Here is a 12,995-nt window from a genome sequence, read left to right on the forward strand (position 1 = left end):
GTGCTCATCGCTGCCGCGACCGTCTGGTGGTGCAATTGAGTCCGGAGCCTAGAGCGGAATGGTGCCTTTCGAGCGTTTCTCGGCCTTGTACTCGGGCTCGACGTGGATCACGGCCTCCGAGCCCTCGATCTCCGCTTCGAGCGCATCCTCGAGCCGATCGCAGATCGCATGCGCCTCGTTGACGGTCATGGTGCCCGGCACCACGAGATGGAGCTCGATGAAGATGACGCGCCCCGCCTGCCGCGTGCGCACGTTGTGCGCCTCGAGCGCACCGTCCCCGCTGCGCCGGATCACATCGCGGATGCGCGCCTGGATGTCCGCGTCTGCCGCCTCGTCGAGGAGCCCGCTCATCGACGACAGAATGATCTTGAAGCCGCTCCAGAGGATGTAGCCCGCAACCGCCACGGCGAGCAGCGGATCGAGCACGTTGAGCCCGGTGACGGCGGCAAGCGTCAGGCCCGCGATCACGCCGACCGAGGTCATCACGTCGGAGAGCAGGTGCCAGCCGTCGGCAACCAGCGCCGGCGACCTCAGCGCCCGGCCGCGGCGGATCAGAAGCGCCGACCAGCCGCCGTTGAGAGCCGTCGCGAGACCGCTGAGGGCGATGCCGAGGCCGAAGCCTTCGATCGTGCGCGGCGTGATGAACGCGTCATAGGCTTCCCGGATGATCAAGACGGCCGCGATGATGATGAGCACGCCTTCGAGCACCGCCGACAGGTACTCGGCCTTGTGATGTCCGAACGGGTGTTTCCGGTCTGCGGGCCGGGCGCTGATGTTGATGGCGAGCAGCGCCGCGAGCGACGCGACCAGGTTGACGATGCTCTCGAGCGCGTCCGAATAGAGCGCGACGCTGCCCGTCACCAGATAGGCCCAGTACTTGAGGGCCATGACGGCGAGAGCCACGACGATGCTGCCCACGCCGATGACATGCAGCGTCCGGACTGTGCGGGAATCTGCCGGTGAGGACACGTGGCGAAACCTGAGTTTAAGGGGGTGCGGCCTGGCGCCGGGCGCCGATCACGTCAGGCGTTGTCCTGCCAGAGATGGGGCGAATGCGCCACCCCTCACGGCCTGTGACCACTCGGCGCGCCGGACGCATTTCGCCCTCGCGTCCGTTATCCACACGGGATTGCACCCGCGAACCTCCCTTGCGCCGTACGAATCTGGTCCCAAGGTCGAAGAGGCGCCGGGACCCGTGGGACGGCGGCGCATGGTCCCGGACCGGGAGGGCATCGCCATGGCCAACTTCACGACGCATATCGCTGTCGGCACGATCGTTTCCGGCTCGCTCGCAACCCTCACGCTGGCCGCGAACGTCATCGCCCCCGAGAACCTCATCCCCGTCACGCTGGCCGGCGTTCTGGGCTCCGTGCTGCCCGATATCGACCTCAAGGAGAGCCGCCCCAGCCGGGCGATGTTCTCCGGCCTCGCCATCTTTTTCTCCTTCGCCGTCCTCTTCACCGTCGCCGACCGCTACTCCATCGCCGAGCTCTGGCTGCTCTGGCTCGGCGCGCTGGTCGGCATTCGCTATGGACTTCACACGCTGTTCCATCATCTGGCCGTCCATCGCGGCATATGGCACTCGGTCCTCGCCGGGCTTTTTTCGGCAGCGGCAACGGCGGTGGTCTTCGGCAATGTCCTGGACCGCCATGCGGGCGTTGCCTGGCTGGCCGGTGGCTTCATGTTCGTCGGCTTCCTCGTGCATCTCGCGCTCGACGAGATCTATGCCGTCGACGTGGCGGACAGGCGCCTCAAGCATTCCTTCGGCACGGCGCTGAAACTCGTCGACGTCCGCCATCCCTATGCCACGGCCGGGATGGCCGGCGCCCTGGCGCTGGCGGTCTGGCTCGCGCCCTCTCCCGCCACCTTCGTGACCGGCCTCTCCTCGCGCGATATGTGGGCCGGCCTCAACGAGCGTCTGCTGCCGAAGGAAGAGTGGTTCGGCCTCGTGAAGCTGCCGAGCTCCCTCGCCGGCACGGCGCCGGATGAAAGCTCCATAACCACCGGCGCCCTCCCGGCAGCCGACACCGACACGCCGGCCGCCGCACCCGCGGCACCGTAGAGAGCCCCCATGGCCGTGCGAGCCATCGGCGTGTCCGGATCCCGAACCGCTGTTTCCACCTGAAACGGAAACACGCTAGCGGCGGGCCGCTTCGAATCCGTCCAGGTAGGTTCCGACGAAATCGTCCATCAGCGCCCCGGCGTCCCCCGCCGCGATGATCGAGAGTTTGTCCGCGGCCGAAAGCGAGGCAATCGCGTGCATGCCGGCCCAAAGCGCCAGCGCCGCACGCCTGATGTCCTCGTCCTCGCGCTCCCTGGCCAAAGGACGGAGCACGTCCTCGACCGCCCCCACCAGCGTCTCGAGCTTCTGGCGATAGGACGCCGGCACGCCTTGCGACGCCGGCACGCGGTGCTCGGAGATCAGGCTCCAGAGTTTCGGGTTGTGGGCGGCGAACGAAAGATAGGCGTTCGCCACGCGATGCACCTGCTCGCGCGGTGTGCCCTCCTGCGGCAGCGCCGACAGCGTCTCGATGAGGCCATCCAGGAGCCGCCCTTCGATCGTCAGAATGAGATCGTCGAGGTTCTCGAAGGAATTGTAGAGGGTGCCCGGCGAATAGTTGATGCGCCGCGCGATCTCCCGTGCCGAGAGCCCCCCGAGGCCCGCGTCCTGGATCAGCTCTGTCGAGGCGCCGATGATGAGCTCCCTGAGCTCGTCGGCCGTATGGAGAGATCGGCGGCCCATGAATGCTTTTCGCCCATCGCATGGCGAGCCGGGATCTGGCGGCTCGGGTGACCATCTGGAAGCGCGCCGGGAAGGGGGAGGGATCCGCGGGAGCCTCCGTTCGCATGCCTCTTCGCCGAAGAAGGCGCAACACGAACCGACGAAGCCTGGTTTCGTTCCCTCATCGCCGGAGCTATCCGCAAGCACTCCTGCAATATCCGACCTTGCCTCTTGACAGCATACTGAATGTTCACGCCGCCCGCAACGCGCTGTCAGGCGCGAAAAACGCCTGAACCGAAGGCGGGTGCAAAAGGGGATGGGCGGCGTCGGACTGCGTCAGGAGGCGAAGCAGGAGCTTTGGCAGTTGGGGCCGTCGAAACCGACGCAGAGCGCTTTCCTCGGCTTCGCGTAGGCCTTCTTCTCCCAGTTCGCCGGCGAGATGACCTCACGCGCCCACAGCGGCTGATAGGCATACGTGCTCTCGACCACGATCACGCTTTCGTTGGCCGCCAGGAAATCCCGGGTCAAGGGATAGGTGTCGCACGCCGACAGCTCGGATCCCGCAGGATACGTCGGCCGGTTCGTCTTCGACGCGTAGACGAGCGTTCTCGTCGCGTCGTTCGCAGCCGACATGACCGGGATGATGGCGATCTGGAGCGGTTCGGTCGAATACGGCGCCATCGCCAGCTCGGCGATGTCGTAGATCGCCTCGACATCGTTCGCCGTGAGCTGCGTTTCGCGCGCAACGAGATCCGCCACCATCTGGGTGACGAGACTGACCCGCTGATTGATGGCGACGGCACGGCTGACGTCTATGGCACCGATCAGCATCACCAGGAGAACCGGCGCGACGAGCGCGAATTCCACCGCCGCCGCGCCGCGCACGTCGCGACGGAGCCAGCGGGAGCCGAGCCTGGCCAGGCGGATCATCCGGGTCATTGGAAAGGCTCCGATCGAAATGCGGATGCCGCCGAAAGGATCGGGGCGCCCCGGTCGACACGCTCGGACGCAAGAAGGTTCCAGATCAGTTGCCAGAATCCCAACCCCGCATCCCACTCGTAGCAGATGTTCACGAGCACGGCCTGGCTTGCATCGCCCGCCCGGGTACTGATGGAATCGCCCGGTTCGCCTTCGGACGGCGTCAATCTGCCGTTCGTGACGCACGGCGTGATCGGCATCAGTTCGGCGAACGTCGCCCGGCTTTTAACGTGAACCACGAGACGCTCATCGCACGCAATCATGGGGCCAGCACCGTCGCAGACGAGCTGCCGGAACTGGCCGACCGTGACGCCGGCCTTCTGAGCTTCGCCCGTCCGCAACTGGCGCGCCGCCACCTCCACGCCGAGTTCCAGATAATTCACGGTCATGTAGTGCATGCCGATGGTGATGATCCCCATCGCCAGGATGAGGAAAGGCAAGATCACGAGCGCGAACTCGACGGCGGTCGCACCGCGGGCGTCCGTTCGAAAACGGCAAGCCCCCAGCGCAACACGGGCGCGAAGGCGCTCAAATTTCGGGATGCGGCAGGGCATGGGGCTCGGCACCGGGAGTTGACGCTCTCCCCTGAAGTTAGAGCCGCTCATATATATGATTGGTTGATAAAGGAGGCCGACACGCGGAGACGGTAAAGATTCGATTACCGCAGAGCCCCCCGGGCGTCTTTTCCTCAACGCGCGCGGCCTGATCCGCCGGGCTTCGCCCTCGGTACGAGACCAGACCAGGTCTCACGCGAAAAATGGCGCATGCGCAGAGGCTGACCCCGCTCGGGCGGGAGCCTTCGTCATCTTTAAAGGGCGATCGGAAAACCGTTCAGCCCGGCCATATGGTGCGGTCGAGAAGACTCGAACTTCCACGGGTTGCCCCGCTACCACCTCAAGGTAGTGCGTCTACCAATTCCGCCACGACCGCATCATGGCTCGAAGCGCCCCCATATAACCAACCCGCGGCAGAGGGACAAGAGGCCCCGAGAGCCGAGGGGCCGAATGCGGCATCGAGGGCACAAAGGCCGAAGCAGGCCGGCTTCATCGGCGCCGCCCGAAAGAACGGACCTTGCCCCGGGGAAGCAGCCCACCTCTCACAGGGGTCGGGCGAGGGCAAGCGCGAAACGCCGCACGTGCAAGGCCAGCCCAGAACGCGCGTATTCGGCCATTTCTGAAAGGTGCTAGACCATGATCACTTCAGGCCCTATCAGCCTGAGGTGTGAAAAATCGGTCTCATCAAAGAGATAGAGCGTGATCCCCACTCAATCAAAAATGATCACGCTCGAGGCTGCGATCCATGACGGATTTCGATAGAAGCCGCGTGCAGTGGAGCACGAGTTCGGGCCTCGTCGGGCACCCGTTTGCGGTCGCTGCCATGGAGCGGAGGGTTGCCGCAATCCGTCGCGGCAAGGCCCCCGAAGTGGTCTGGCTTCTCGAGCACCCGCCCCTTTATACGGCGGGAACCAGCGCCCGCCCGGGTGACCTCAAGGACCCCGACCGGTTCCCGGTCCATGTGACCGGTCGGGGCGGACAGTACACCTACCACGGCCCCGGCCAGCGCATCGCCTACGTGATGCTGGACGTCCAGCGTCGCTTCGGAGCCGACGTCCGCGCTTTCGTGTCGAGCCTTGAGCGATGGATCGTGGAGACCCTGGCCGGGCTCGGCATCAGCGCCGAGGTGCGGCCGGGGCGGATCGGCGTCTGGGTCGCCTCGCCGGGCCGCGCGCCGGAGAGGAAGATTGCCGCCATCGGCATCCGCATCCGCCACGGGGTGAGCTATCACGGCGTGAGCCTGAACGTCGCGCCGGACCTCACCCACTTCGACGGCATCGTGCCGTGCGGCATCGCCGATCGCGGCGTGACGAGCCTCGCCGACCTCGGCTGCCCGGCGTCTATGAAAGATGTGGATATAGTTCTGCGGCGGAGCTTCGAGCGCATCTTCGGCAGCGAGACCGACCTCCTCACTTCCGCGGCGGCCGGAATGGGGCCGGACGATACCGTCCCGAAATGAGACATGCCGGCCATAAAGGAAAACCCGGCCCGCCGTAGGCGGGGCCGGGTCTCTTTATCACTACGACGAGCCTCGCCTACGGACGAGAGCCGGGTTGAGAAGGCTGGACGCCACGGCCTGGATCAGACGCGCCTGCACCAGGCTCCGGCGGCACCCCCGCCTCGTCGTCGTAGAGCTGCCCTTCCTCGATCGACGTGACGTCCGAGCCTTCAAGCTCGAACGGGTCGTCCTGACTGTCGCCGATCCGGATCAAGCACCCCGCCCCACAAATCCCATCGAGAACCGCGTTCGGCTTGAGAACATGGTCTTTTTGGGAGCTTCCCTCGATGACGGTGATCTTGTGATCCCGATCATCCCGATTGGTGATCGAAGCCGAATGAACGGCCGAGGGAGAGAGAAGAGCTGCGATCAGGAACCCGGGGACGACGCGATCGGAAAGCACGGTCAGCTCCGAGAGCTCGAGGCAGAAACTCGTTACTTCTTCTTCTTCGCCGCGGGCTTCTTGGCAGCTTTCTTCGCGGGCTTCTTAGCAGCTTTAGCCATCGTCGTTAGTCCTTCCATTGAACGCTCAGCCTTGCGCTGAGCCGAAACTGACCCGACTCGAGTCGGGCCGATTCTCAATTTGGTCAGAATCAATGACCTCTTCAAACGGAAAATTCCGGTGACTGCTATCGAAGATTTCGATAGATAGCGTTCAAGCGCTCCGAAGCGATGCGAGCCATCGATGGACATCAATCTCGCACGAACGTTTCTGATGGTCGCCGAGACGGGCAGCTTCATCGAAGCCGCCGTGAAGCTCAACATCACGCAATCGACGGTCTCGGCCCGCATCAAGGGGCTGGAGGAGTTGCTCGGGCGTCCGCTCTTCGAGCGATCGAAGTCGGGCGCGGACCTGACGGCGGCGGGCGATCAGTTCCGCAAACACGCGCTCGCCCTGGTGCGCGTCTGGCAGCGCGCGCAGCTCGAGGTGAGCCTCTCGGACCAGCACCGCGATCATCTCGCGGTCGGTGCGCCGCTCGGGCTCTGGCAGGGCTTTCTCCTCAAATGGGTCGCGCGCCTGCGCTCCGACAGCCCGGATATCGCCGTATCCGCGGCCTCGGCGCCCTCCTCCGTCCTCACGCAGCGGCTGATCGAAGGCACGCTCGATCTCGCGGTCATGTACCGGCCCATCCAGCCGCCGGGGCATGTGGTCGAGCATCTCTTCGACGAGGAGTTCGTCCTCGTGACGAGCGCCAAACCGGCCGGTCGCCGGGCCGGGAACGACTATATTTTCGTCGATTGGGGCCCCGACTTTCAGCAGGACCACGCCGCGGCCTACCCGGAGCTGACCAACCCGGGCCTGCACCTCGACCTCGGGTCGATCAGCATCGAATACCTTCTCGCCAACGAGGCATCAGCCTACTTCCCGGCCCGCATCGTCAAGCCCCACGTCGCGCGCGGCCGCCTGCGTCAGCCGAAACGCGCGCGCCGCTTCGTCTATCCCGTCTACATGGTCTATCCGGAAGCGCGCGACGAGGAGACCTACGACCAGGTGATCCGGGGCCTGCGCAGCGCCGCCGCCCGCCTCGGCTGAGGTCGAGCGATCGCTGGATCTGGCCATTCCAACGGCGACCGGCCCCCGATTTCGTCCCCTGGTTTCGTCGCTCCCTCACACACTGGATGGCCGGGCTTGCCCGGCCATCCAGGGCCAGCACGCAAACAGTTGAGAGCTTTGCCTCTCGACGACCGCCTCGTCGCGGCAATGCCGCGCCCCGCGGATGCCCACTATGTCCCAGCCCGGTTGCGCGTGGACGCTTGCGTAGGCCCCGACCTTCGCGCCGGGGTGACGTCGGTTTTGCGGCAATCGGCAATCTGCAAATGAAACGTCATGCCGGCGTCATGGCGGAGCCGTGCTGCGCACGGAGGGCCGCCCCCACGCAATTCTCCATGTCGGCGCCATCGGAAGGAGGGCGCTACGCCGTCTCGCGGATCTCGAAGCCCGTAAAGGCGCCGGCGGCCTCATCGGCCAGAACCTCGATGCCGGTGACAGACGCGTCCGCCGGCCCCTCCCGGCAGGCTGCGATCATCGCCTCGACGCGATCGGGCGCTCCCTGGAGCACCGCCTCCACCGACCCGTCCCGCCGATTGCGGACCCAGCCCTCGAGTCCCAGCGACAGCGCCGTACGCCGCGCCCAGGCCCGATAGCCGACACCCTGCACCCGTCCCCCGACCCTAACCCGCACCGACCGCACCACCACGCCACTCCCACCCACTGCCCACTGCCCACTGCCCACTGCCCACTGCCTACTGCCTACTGCCTACTGCCTTACTGCCCCACGTCCTGCCCGCTGCCCGCTGCCCGCTGCCAAAAAAATACGCCTTCCTCCCCGCTCCGGGAAGGAAGGCGCATCGACATCACACGAGGAGACGGTCTGCCTCCCGCCGCCTCACGCAAACTCGAGGATCACCGCATCCACGGCAAGGCTATCGCCGGGCTTGGCGTTCACCTTCTTGACCTTGCCGTCGCGCTCGGCCCTCAGGATGTTCTCCATCTTCATGGCCTCGACGACCGCCAGCGCGTCACCCGCCTTCACCTCCTGGCCCTCGCTGGCGTGGATGGCCTTGACGAGGCCCGGCATGGGGCAGAGCAGGTACTTGGACATGTCCGCGGCGGCCTTCACGGGCATCAGCGCCGCAAGCTCGGCCTCCTTCAGCGTGTAGACGTAGACCGGGGCCTGGATGCCGCGATAGGAGAGCGTCGCGCCGTTCAGAATCGGCCGCACCTGGACCGCCACCGCCTTGCCGCCGACCTCGCCGAACCACACCGGCTCGCCCGGCACCCAGGACGAGGCCACGGTCACGGACTGCTGCACCGTCCCCTCGACGCCGATGAAGCTCACGTGCATCGGACCGCCGTCCGCGGCGCTGACCTCGATCGTCTGCCGCGCGCCGCCGACGTCCACCACGCGCCGCTTGGCGAAGGTCACCGACCCGTTCGTCATCTGGTCGCTGATCTTGCGCCGGCGCGCGTTGTGGAGATGGTCGAGAGCGCCCGCGACGGCGGCGAGCACGCTGAGCTCCTCGCCCTCCGCGGGCCGGCTCTTGAAGCCCTCGGGATATTCCTCCGCTATGAAGCCCGTGGAGAGCTTTCCCTCGCGCCAGCGCGGATGGTGCATGAGCGCCGTCACAAACGGCACGTTGTGCTGGATACCGTCGATATAGAACGCGTCGAGCGCTTCCGCCTGCGCGTCGATGGCGGCGGTCCGCGTCGGCCCGTGCGTCACCAGCTTGGCGATCATCGGGTCGTAAAACATGGAGATCTCGCCGCCCTCGTAAACGCCGGTGTCGTTGCGCACCGTGAGGCCGTCCCGGGTGCCCTCGTCGGGCGGGCGGTACTTCACGAGGCGCCCGATCGAGGGCAGGAAGTTGCGGAACGGGTCCTCTGCATAGACGCGGCTCTCGACCGCCCAGCCGTTGAGCTTCACGTCCGACTGCTTGAGCGGCAGCTTCTCGCCGGCCGCCGACCGGATCATCAGCTCCACGAGATCGACGCCGGTGACAAGCTCGGTCACCGGATGCTCGACCTGCAGGCGCGTGTTCATCTCGAGGAAGTAGAAGCTCCGGTCCTGCCCGGCGACGAACTCGACCGTGCCGGCCGAATCGTAGCCGACGGCCTTGGCCAGCGCGACCGCCTGCTCGCCCATGGCGCGCCGCGTCTTCTCGTCGAGCAGCGGCGAGGGCGCCTCCTCGATGACCTTCTGGTTGCGCCGCTGGATCGAGCACTCGCGCTCGCCGAGGTAGATGACGTTGCCGTGCTTGTCGCCGATGAGCTGGATCTCGATGTGGCGCGGATCGACGATGAACTTCTCGATGAACATGCGGTCGTCGCCGAACGAGGCCTTGGCCTCCGAGCGCGCCAGCGGGAAGCCCTCCTCGACCTCCCTGCGGGAAAACGCGATGCGCATGCCTTTGCCGCCGCCGCCAGCCGAGGCTTTCATCATGACGGGATAGCCGATCTCCTCGGCGATCTTGACGGCGTGCTTCTCGTCCTCGATCTCGCCCATGTAGCCGGGGACCGTCGAGACCTTGGCCCTGGCGGCCGCCTTCTTGCTCTCGATCTTGTCGCCCATGGCGGCGATCGCGCGGGCGTTCGGCCCGATGAACACGATGCCGGCCTTTTCGAGCGCGATGGGGAACGCTTCGCGCTCCGAGAGGAAGCCGTAGCCCGGATGCACGGCCTCGGCACCGGTCTGCCGGCAGGCATCCACGATCTTGTCGATGAGCAGATAGGACTGGGCCGCCGCCGGCGGGCCGAGATGCACCGCCTCGTCCGCCATCTCGACATGCAGCGCGTCGCGGTCCGCGTCCGAGTAGACGGCCACGGTCTTGATGCCCATCTTGCGCGCGGTCTTGATGACGCGGCAGGCGATCTCGCCGCGATTGGCAATGAGGATCTTTTTGAACATTATCCCTTGGCGCCCTGTCTGAATGTCGGGGAAGAGGTCGAAGAGGCTCTTCTAGACTAACTCCAGCGAGCGCGTAAACCGCGATAAGGCGGGGTTCGCCCCGGCGCCCGAGCAGCCGGACTTCAACCGCCTGGCATCGCACGGCCAGACGGAAAGGCGAACCTACGCGTTGAAGTAACCATACGGCGGGAGCGACCCGCCCGCTCACCTGGCATTCAGGCGGCGAAGCCGCCCCGGCCGGCGCCCAGCCGGACGCCGGGCTCGCCGATCAGGCATTCCCGGTCGAGGAAGGCGAGCACGTTTGCCTCGATCGCCGTCGGCCTCTGGCTGGAGAGCAGCCGGTCCGTGAGCCATGCCGTCTCCTCGGCCGCGATCTCCTCACCCGTGACGATCTCGATGCGTTGACGCTCGAGACGTGCGAGCGCCCGCTCCTCGGTCGATTGCGTGTGATAGTCGTGCCTGAGGCGTCCGAGCGAGAAGGCCACCTGCTCCTCGAGCGTCGGGGCGCCATCGGCTGCAGCCACGCCCGGACGCAGCGCGACCGCACGCGGCGGAACCGCATACCCATGCTCGGCCAGGAGAACGTTCGCCATCGCCTTGGCGAAGAGATCGACCCAGGCGGGCGGCACCGAGCGCGGCGCGACGATCTTGTTGATGCCGATCAGGATCTCGACCTCCGGGCGCGTCAACGGCAACGCGCTGTCGCCGCCGAACGCGTTGAGGATCACGCGGATGAGACCGATCTCCGCATCCCGGATGCTTCCCGGCACCGCGCCCGGCATCTGCAGCGGGCTCTGCCCGTGGCGCAGGGGGCCGAAGCCGTGGTTGACCGCGCCTGCGACCTGCTCGAGGGCGAATGCGGCGAGGCTCAGCGGGAACCAGCGCGCCCGTCCGAGAACGGCGACGAGCAGATCGAACTCCGCGCTGTTGGCGATCCACCCGTCGCTCGAGAGCTTGGCAATGAGCCAGCGGCTCTTGTCGGCGGTGATATAGCCTTCGGGGCCGCTCTGGTTGAGGATGTAGTCGGCAATCGCATCGATCAGGAAGCCGCTCCAGGATGGCGCCTGAACGGGGCACGAGCGGTTGAGCCGGAGCAGCGTATCGGCTTCGGCGTCGCGGATGAGCGGGTCTTCGGCAAACGCCTGTCTGAGCCGGGCGACGTCGCTGTCCTTGATGCTGCCGCGGAATTCGAAATCTTCGACCGGAACCGACTTGACCACGCGCATGCAACGTCCCCAACAACCCGTCCAACGGCTTTGAAGCTAGGCGAGCAACCTTACCAATCGGCTAATGCCCGCCCCGGACTGAAATCGGGGAACCCCTGGCGCGCCAAGGTGTTGCGCGAGGGCCGCGGGCGCATCCCCGGCCCTCGCGACCGGGAGGGCTGCATTTTGCGGAGGCTCTCTATAGGGTGGCGCGGAAATCGAGACCATCGCCGGGCCACGCCACCGCATGAAACCCTTCGTCCGCTTCGCGCCGAGCCCCACCGGCCGGCTCCACATCGGCAACATCCGCACCGCCATCCTGAACTATCTCCTGGCGTACAAGGCGGGCGGAACGTTTCTTCTGCGCCTCGACGATACCGACCGCGAACGCTCGACGGAGGCCTTCGCCGAAGGCATCCGCACCGACCTCCGCTGGCTGGGCCTCGCCTGGCAGCGCGAGGAGCGCCAGTCGACCCGCCTCGCGCGCTATGGCGAGGTTGCAGAGGCCCTCAAGGCATCCGGCCATCTCTACGCCTGCTACGAGAGCGAAGAGGAGCTTGACCGGAGGAGAAAGCGCCAGCTCGCCCGCGGCCTGCCGCCGATCTACGACCGCACGGGTCTCAGGCTCTCGGATCTGGACAGGGCGAAGCTCGCGGCGGAAGGTCGCCGGCCGCACTGGCGGTTCCGCCTGCCGAACACGGATGCGGCAAGCGGCCTCCTGGGGCCCGAGCCCACCATCGTCTCCTGGAACGATCTCATCCGCGGCGACCAGACCGTCGACCTCGGCTCGCTGTCCGATCCCGTGCTCATCCGCGAGGACGGCACGCCGCTCTACACGTTCACCAGCGTCGTCGACGACGCCGATTTCGGCGTCACCCACATCGTCCGCGGCGAGGACCACGTGACCAACTCGGGCGTGCAGATTGCCATCTTCGAGGCGCTCGGGGCCGAGCCTCCCGCCTTTGCCCACCACAGTCTCCTGATCGGCGCCGACGGCCACGCGCTCTCGAAGCGCCTCGGCACGCTCTCGATCGAGACCTTCCGCAACGACGGCCTCGAGCCCATGGCGATCCTGAGCCACGCCGCGCTGCTCGGCACGTCCGACGCCATCGAGCCGCACCGGCAGATCGGCGAACTCGCCGCCCTCTTCGATCTCGGCAAGATCTCGACCGCCCCCGGACGCTTCGATGTCGAGGAGCTGAGGACGCTCAACGCCAAGCTCCTGCACAGGCTCCCTTACGAGGATGTCGCCGCGCGGCTCGACGCGCTCGCCATCACGGGCGGCGCGCCCTTCTGGGAGGCCGTGCGCGGCAACGTCACCGTGCTCGCCGACGCGCGTGAGTGGTGGACCATCGTCGCAGGCGAGATCGACCCGGTGATCGAAAATTCCGATTTGACGGCCAGGGCGGCGGACCTGCTTCCTCCCGAGCCGTGGGACGGCACCACCTGGAGCGCTTTCACATCAGAGGCTGCAAAAGCAACAGACCTGAAGGGCCGTGCCCTGTTCCACCCGCTGCGCCTCGCCCTCACCGGCCGCGACGCCGGTCCGGAGCTGAAAGCGCTGCTTCCTCTGATCGGCCGCCCCCGCGCCGAAGCCCGCCTCCGCGGCCACCGCGGCTGAGCGTCCACGCA

Annotated in this window: 13 protein-coding genes and 1 tRNA gene; 4 read left to right on the forward strand and 10 right to left on the reverse strand. The window is 66.5% G+C overall.

Annotated features, from left to right (window positions below; all coding sequences use genetic code 11):
- Positions 1 to 48: 48 nt before the first annotated feature.
- Positions 49 to 969 (reverse strand): cation diffusion facilitator family transporter, encoded by a 921-nt coding sequence (locus V7082_RS06545; RefSeq protein WP_334146944.1) that lies wholly within the window; start codon positions 967 to 969, stop codon positions 49 to 51.
- Between the two features lie 241 nt (positions 970 to 1,210).
- Here V7082_RS06545 and V7082_RS06550 point away from each other — a divergent pair, with 241 nt between their 5' ends.
- Positions 1,211 to 2,062: a metal-dependent hydrolase gene (locus V7082_RS06550; protein WP_334146945.1), complete on the forward strand. Its 852-nt coding sequence runs from the start codon at positions 1,211 to 1,213 to the stop codon at positions 2,060 to 2,062.
- Between the two features lie 75 nt (positions 2,063 to 2,137).
- Here the strand turns inward: V7082_RS06550 and V7082_RS06555 are convergent, their stop codons facing one another.
- From V7082_RS06555 to V7082_RS06570, 4 genes are all read right to left on the reverse strand, one after another.
- Positions 2,138 to 2,743: a TetR/AcrR family transcriptional regulator gene (locus V7082_RS06555; RefSeq protein WP_334146946.1), complete on the reverse strand. Its 606-nt coding sequence runs from the start codon at positions 2,741 to 2,743 to the stop codon at positions 2,138 to 2,140.
- Between the two features lie 315 nt (positions 2,744 to 3,058).
- On the reverse strand, positions 3,059 to 3,661 hold the full coding sequence (locus tag V7082_RS06560; RefSeq protein WP_334146948.1) for a TadE/TadG family type IV pilus assembly protein: 603 nt from the start codon (positions 3,659 to 3,661) through the stop codon (positions 3,059 to 3,061).
- A complete protein-coding gene (locus V7082_RS06565; RefSeq protein ID WP_334146950.1) occupies positions 3,658 to 4,305 on the reverse strand; it encodes a TadE/TadG family type IV pilus assembly protein in 648 nt (215 codons plus the stop codon). The genes V7082_RS06560 and V7082_RS06565 overlap by 4 nt, the downstream gene beginning before the upstream one ends.
- Before the next feature lie 240 nt (positions 4,306 to 4,545).
- A tRNA-Leu gene (locus V7082_RS06570) sits at positions 4,546 to 4,630 on the reverse strand.
- A gap of 369 nt (positions 4,631 to 4,999) precedes the next feature.
- On the opposite strand from V7082_RS06570, the gene lipB reads away from it, so the two are divergent.
- Positions 5,000 to 5,713 (forward strand): lipoyl(octanoyl) transferase LipB, encoded by a 714-nt coding sequence (lipB, locus tag V7082_RS06575; RefSeq protein ID WP_334146952.1) that lies wholly within the window; start codon positions 5,000 to 5,002, stop codon positions 5,711 to 5,713.
- A 76-nt stretch (positions 5,714 to 5,789) separates the two neighbouring features.
- Here lipB and V7082_RS06580 read toward each other — a convergent pair whose 3' ends face one another.
- Positions 5,790 to 6,155 (reverse strand): hypothetical protein, encoded by a 366-nt coding sequence (locus V7082_RS06580; protein ID WP_334146954.1) that lies wholly within the window; start codon positions 6,153 to 6,155, stop codon positions 5,790 to 5,792.
- A gap of 32 nt (positions 6,156 to 6,187) precedes the next feature.
- Entirely contained in the window at positions 6,188 to 6,445 is a 258-nt protein-coding gene (locus V7082_RS06585) for a hypothetical protein (protein ID WP_334146956.1), read from the reverse strand.
- Here V7082_RS06585 and V7082_RS06590 point away from each other — a divergent pair.
- Positions 6,438 to 7,286 carry a LysR family transcriptional regulator gene (locus tag V7082_RS06590; protein WP_334146958.1) on the forward strand — a complete coding sequence of 283 codons (849 nt, stop codon included), beginning with the start codon at positions 6,438 to 6,440 and terminating at the stop codon, positions 7,284 to 7,286. The genes V7082_RS06585 and V7082_RS06590 overlap by 8 nt on opposite strands.
- 379 nt (positions 7,287 to 7,665) lie before the next feature.
- Here V7082_RS06590 and V7082_RS06595 read toward each other — a convergent pair whose 3' ends face one another.
- From V7082_RS06595 to V7082_RS06605, 3 genes are all read right to left on the reverse strand, one after another.
- On the reverse strand, positions 7,666 to 7,947 hold the full coding sequence (locus V7082_RS06595; protein ID WP_442909763.1) for an acylphosphatase: 282 nt from the start codon (positions 7,945 to 7,947) through the stop codon (positions 7,666 to 7,668).
- A 192-nt stretch (positions 7,948 to 8,139) separates the two neighbouring features.
- A complete protein-coding gene (locus V7082_RS06600; protein WP_334146962.1) occupies positions 8,140 to 10,158 on the reverse strand; it encodes an acetyl/propionyl/methylcrotonyl-CoA carboxylase subunit alpha in 2,019 nt (672 codons plus the stop codon).
- A gap of 215 nt (positions 10,159 to 10,373) precedes the next feature.
- Positions 10,374 to 11,384 carry a hypothetical protein gene (locus tag V7082_RS06605; protein WP_334146964.1) on the reverse strand — a complete coding sequence of 337 codons (1,011 nt, stop codon included), beginning with the start codon at positions 11,382 to 11,384 and terminating at the stop codon, positions 10,374 to 10,376.
- A gap of 226 nt (positions 11,385 to 11,610) precedes the next feature.
- Here V7082_RS06605 and gltX point away from each other — a divergent pair, with 226 nt between their 5' ends.
- On the forward strand, positions 11,611 to 12,984 hold the full coding sequence (gene gltX, locus V7082_RS06610) for a glutamate--tRNA ligase (protein ID WP_334146966.1): 1,374 nt from the start codon (positions 11,611 to 11,613) through the stop codon (positions 12,982 to 12,984).
- Positions 12,985 to 12,995 lie beyond the last annotated feature (11 nt).

The sequence above is a fragment of the Hyphomicrobium sp. genome, from assembly GCF_036833075.1.
GTDB lineage: Bacteria > Pseudomonadota > Alphaproteobacteria > Rhizobiales > Hyphomicrobiaceae > Hyphomicrobium_C.

Bases quoted from the DNA above. Each gene is read 5' to 3' on its own strand.
- V7082_RS06550 (WP_334146945.1), top strand. From the start codon at position 1,211: ATGGTCCCGGACCGGGAGGGCATCGCCATGGCCAACTTCACGACGCAT.
- V7082_RS06555 (WP_334146946.1), bottom strand. From the start codon at position 2,743: ATGGGCCGCCGATCTCTCCATACGGCCGACGAGCTCAGGGAGCTCATC.
- V7082_RS06560 (WP_334146948.1), bottom strand. From the start codon at position 3,661: ATGACCCGGATGATCCGCCTGGCCAGGCTCGGCTCCCGCTGGCTCCGT.
- V7082_RS06565 (WP_334146950.1), bottom strand. From the start codon at position 4,305: ATGAGCGGCTCTAACTTCAGGGGAGAGCGTCAACTCCCGGTGCCGAGC.
- lipB (WP_334146952.1), top strand. From the start codon at position 5,000: ATGACGGATTTCGATAGAAGCCGCGTGCAGTGGAGCACGAGTTCGGGC.
- V7082_RS06590 (WP_334146958.1), top strand. From the start codon at position 6,438: ATGGACATCAATCTCGCACGAACGTTTCTGATGGTCGCCGAGACGGGC.
- V7082_RS06585 (WP_334146956.1), bottom strand. From the start codon at position 6,445: ATGTCCATCGATGGCTCGCATCGCTTCGGAGCGCTTGAACGCTATCTA.
- V7082_RS06600 (WP_334146962.1), bottom strand. From the start codon at position 10,158: ATGTTCAAAAAGATCCTCATTGCCAATCGCGGCGAGATCGCCTGCCGC.
- V7082_RS06605 (WP_334146964.1), bottom strand. From the start codon at position 11,384: ATGCGCGTGGTCAAGTCGGTTCCGGTCGAAGATTTCGAATTCCGCGGC.
- gltX (WP_334146966.1), top strand. From the start codon at position 11,611: ATGAAACCCTTCGTCCGCTTCGCGCCGAGCCCCACCGGCCGGCTCCAC.